Source organism: uncultured Mailhella sp. (assembly GCF_947631555.1).
Classification (GTDB): Bacteria; Desulfobacterota; Desulfovibrionia; order Desulfovibrionales; family Desulfovibrionaceae; genus Mailhella.
Genome location: NZ_CANRLT010000132.1, coordinates 1 through 3,852, shown reverse-complemented (window position 1 = coordinate 3,852; position 3,852 = coordinate 1). Strand labels below are relative to the sequence as shown.

Annotated in this window: 4 protein-coding genes; all 4 read left to right on the top strand. The window is 46.8% G+C overall.

Features of this window, described 5'->3' with window-relative positions; all coding sequences use genetic code 11:
* The coding region (locus Q0Z94_RS11365) for a sulfotransferase domain-containing protein (protein ID WP_298069805.1) at window positions 1-1,350 on the top strand (1,350 nt) is incomplete at its 5' end.
* A 31-nt stretch (window positions 1,351-1,381) separates the two neighbouring features.
* A complete protein-coding gene (locus tag Q0Z94_RS11360) occupies window positions 1,382-2,692 on the top strand; it encodes an MFS transporter (protein WP_298069803.1) in 1,311 nt (436 codons plus the stop codon).
* Between the two features lie 18 nt (window positions 2,693-2,710).
* On the top strand, window positions 2,711-3,445 hold the full coding sequence (locus tag Q0Z94_RS11355) for an NTP transferase domain-containing protein (protein WP_298069801.1): 735 nt from the start codon (window positions 2,711-2,713) through the stop codon (window positions 3,443-3,445).
* A gap of 11 nt (window positions 3,446-3,456) precedes the next feature.
* Window positions 3,457-3,780, top strand: a complete 324-nt coding sequence (locus Q0Z94_RS11350; RefSeq protein WP_298069799.1) for a hypothetical protein — start codon at window positions 3,457-3,459, stop codon at window positions 3,778-3,780.
* Window positions 3,781-3,852: the final 72 nt, after the last annotated feature.

Genomic DNA, 3,852 nt, shown 5'->3' with positions numbered 1-3,852 from the left:
CTATGGAATCATTGCGCCAAAAAACTGGAAAAGAAAAATATCCTTACTTTTGATCATAGCGTTCAAGCACGGCTCCTGGACTTGTGCAGCATGCGCAATCATCCAGAGTGTCATTTCAAACAGCTGAAGGCTCAAGTTTCTGAACTAAGCTCCAAAACTGCCGCTGCTGAACCCCAGCTCAAACAGCTGGAGGCCCAACTTTCTGAACTCAAATCGCAAAGTTGCCCTGCACCTAAGCCCACTCCTGCACCTGCACCTAAACCAGCACCTGCCCCAAGACGAAAATATAAAACTCACATTGCAGTGCAAGGTTATGGCTGGAGCGGCTCCTCGGCTGTGATTGGATTTTTTAATGAATTTTCTGATATTACTGTAACTGGCAATCCTGATAATCTTTATACAAAAGAGAAAGTAGTCAGTCCGAAGAACTTTGAAAGTCCATTCGTTTGGCGGTCTCCATTAATTCCATTTATCAACTCTTTTACATGCGGTTCTACTGCAGAAAAAGACTGGAATATAAAAAGATTTATACACTCTATATATTCATGTTATGATTCAAAAGGTTCTTGTTGGTATGAAAAAAATCCAATTATATATACTGATGAATTTTTAGATATGGCATTAAATTTCATCTATTCCGTTATAGATCTCGATGGTTATACTATCCGTTTTATGAAAGACAAGCGTTTTCCTTTTGTCTGGAACACTTCTGATGAAAGATTTAATAAGTGCTGTTTCATGAGACAAAAAGGAATAAAACAATTTCTCTTTTATAAATTTAAGAATATAACCCAGGAAGAGTTTGATCATTTTGCTAAACAATTTGTTGAAGGCTTCTTATCGCTTTTCGACAGTAATGAAATTTTTGTCAGCGATCAAATGTTTTCAGGTTCTTCTTTGGAAGTTATAAATAAATATTTGACCGATCATCCCATAAAACAAATATGCGTATATCGTGACCCAAGAGATCGGTATCTTAGTTTGATGCGTTGTTATATATATGATCCTGTATATCTTAAAGATTTTAATAATTCTTATAAGCTTGTACTAAATCAATTAAAAAATCCCTATAAGCATAGATTGCTGATTCGATTTGAAGATCTTGTCTTGAAATACGATGAAACGACACAAAAGATTATGGATTTCTGCGGGATAGATCCAGCCAGACATGTCCGTCCCAAGGCTGTCTTTAATCCTGCTATCTCTGCGGTAAACATCGGCGCCTATAAATATTTCCCTGATCAGGAGTTCATGCGGCAAATGGAAGAGGAACTTGGTGAAATTTGCTATTACCCGGAAAAAGAAAATCTGTCAGAGGAAGCATGGAACCTATTAAAGTCCGTGCAATAACAACATCCTTTACCCTCTATTAAGGAACATCATGTCTTCAAACCTTCGTTTTGGCTATTCAGCGCAGGATTTTTCCAAGTTCAGACACTACGCCTGGCGTTACCTGCTCATGTTTTCTTTCCTGTACTGCACACTGTACTGCTGCCGGCTGAACCTGTCGAACGCCAGTGCTGTCATGATGTCCGACCTGGGTTGGACAACATCAGACATCGGCATCCTGACCGGCACCATGTTCTGGACCTATGGCTTGGGACAGATAGTGAACGGACGCATCAGCGAGGTCGTCGGCCCTGCGCGCTTTGTCTTCTGCGCGGTGCTGCTGTCCGCTGCGGCGAATATTCTGTTCAGTTTCCAGACCTCCATTGTCATGATGGCTGTTCTCTGGGGACTGAACGGCTATTTTCAATCCATGGCCTGGACCCCCGGCCTGGCCACGCTCACCAGATGGTGGCCGGGCAGCACCCGGGGATTTGCCACAGGATTTGCCCATGCTTTTTCCGGCTTTGGTCAGGTGGCGGCCACACTGTCTGTCACCTTCGCCTTTGCCGTGTTTCCCGAACTGGGATGGCGTGCCGCCTTTCTTGTGCCTGCGGCATTTCCTCTTGTCATGCTCGTTCTCTACAAGTTTTCCGCAAAGCCTGGCCCCAGCTCCATCGGGTTGTCCGAGTACCAGGAAGAGACCGAGTCCATGGCAGAACAGGAAATCGCCATGCGGGAGATCGTGCGCACCAGAGGCAAGCTCTACCCGTACCGATATGTCTTTTCCGATCGCCGCTTCGATCTCTGGATGGTTGTGGCCTTTGCGACAGGACTTGCACGTTATGGTCTCGTGACCTGGGTTCCCCTGTACTTCATCGACCAGTTTGGCATCAGAATCACGGATGGATTGCTTTCTTCACTGGCTCTGCCCGTGGGCATGGGGATCGGAACGCTCGTGGTTCCGTGGCTCAGCGACTACCTCTACCTCAATAACCGCCTTAAGGCCTGCGTGCATAGCGCGGTCATTGGTGCGGTGGCCGTCTATGTGTTCTTCCTGCTCGACCCCACCGTGACCTGGGAACTGATACTCATCGAAATCCTGCTCTTCGTAGCCGGGTTCTGCATCTACGCCATCAACGGCACGGCCTGGGCCTTTGCCACGGATATCGGCGCACGGATGTTTTCCGCTACGGCAGCAGGCTGTCTGAATTTTTCCGCCTACATGGGGGCGGCTGTGCAGTCTCTGGTCTACGGATTTCTGCTGGACTCCGGCGGGTGGAACATCGTTTTCCTCTCCATTGCGGCATGCTGCCTGCTCATTGCTCTGCTCGGCACTCTGAGCGGCGCGCATAAAGTTCAATAACACCTTAGGAGGATCCACATGAAGGCCATCATTTTCAATTCCGGACTTGGAAGTCGTATGGGTGATTTTACCAACGCCTTTCACAAATCCATGACGCCGCTCAAAGACGGAGAGACCATACTGCATCGTCAGCTCCGCCTTCTTACCGAGGAGGGGATCAGAGATTTTATCATCACTGTCGGGCCGTTTGAAGAACAGATACGCGCTGCCGCGGCACAATTTCCCGAAGCTGGGTTTACCTTTGTACGCAATGATATTTACGACAGAACCAATTACATTTATTCGATGTTTCTGGCTCGTGACGCTATTAACGACGATATGCTCGTTCTCCACGGCGATCTTGTGTTCGATCGCAAACTTGTGCGCGATATGCTCGCCTGCAAAGATCAGGACTGCGCACCGGTAAATTTTTCCAAAAAACTCCCGGACAAAGACTTCAAAGGCCGTGTCGTCGATGGTCGGATCATAGAGGTGTCCATCCACATCTTTGATGACGACTGCCATTCTTTCCAGCCTTTCTATAAACTTCAAAAAGCCGCAGCCAGTGCCTGGGTAGGCAAGGTTGTACAGTTCATCTCCGAAGGCAAAGACAAGTGCTATGCCGAGAATGCCCTCAACGAGATCTTCAAGGCCCTGAACATCCGGGCCTTCCCTTCCGATGAATATTATATTGATGAAATTGACAATAATGAAGACAGGCTGCGGGTCATGGAAGAGATTGTTGCCTTTGATCAGGATCAAAAATACGCGTGAGAGAAGGTATTATGAAATTTTTCATATTTATCCTGTTACTGCAATTCATTATACCGACTCCTGCATATGCCTACTTGGACCCTGGAACCGGAAGTATGCTGCTGTCGGCGATGATCGGCATCCTGGCTACTTTGCTTTTTTTCATCAAGAGTATCTGGTATCAGGGGATAGGTTTCTTCTATACCCTGGCAGGCAAGACACATCACCGGGAACACACTTCTCTCGCTTTCTATTGTGAAGGAAAGCAATACTGGAACACCTTCAAACCTGTTCTGGCAGCACTTTCGGAAAAAGGCGAACCTTGCACCTATCTCACTTCTGACGAAGAAGACTGATATGCACCCCATCAGGTGGACAAAGTAAGAAAGCCCCGCTAGGCTGAACTTTGTAAACAGATGGGGATTTGT

What these genes read in the sequence shown, in the direction of transcription:
- Q0Z94_RS11355 (WP_298069801.1), top strand. Translation starts at nt 2,711, where the DNA reads ATGAAGGCCATCATTTTCAATTCCGGACTTGGAAGTCGTATGGGTGAT.
- Q0Z94_RS11360 (WP_298069803.1), top strand. Translation starts at nt 1,382, where the DNA reads ATGTCTTCAAACCTTCGTTTTGGCTATTCAGCGCAGGATTTTTCCAAG.
- Q0Z94_RS11350 (WP_298069799.1), top strand. Translation starts at nt 3,457, where the DNA reads ATGAAATTTTTCATATTTATCCTGTTACTGCAATTCATTATACCGACT.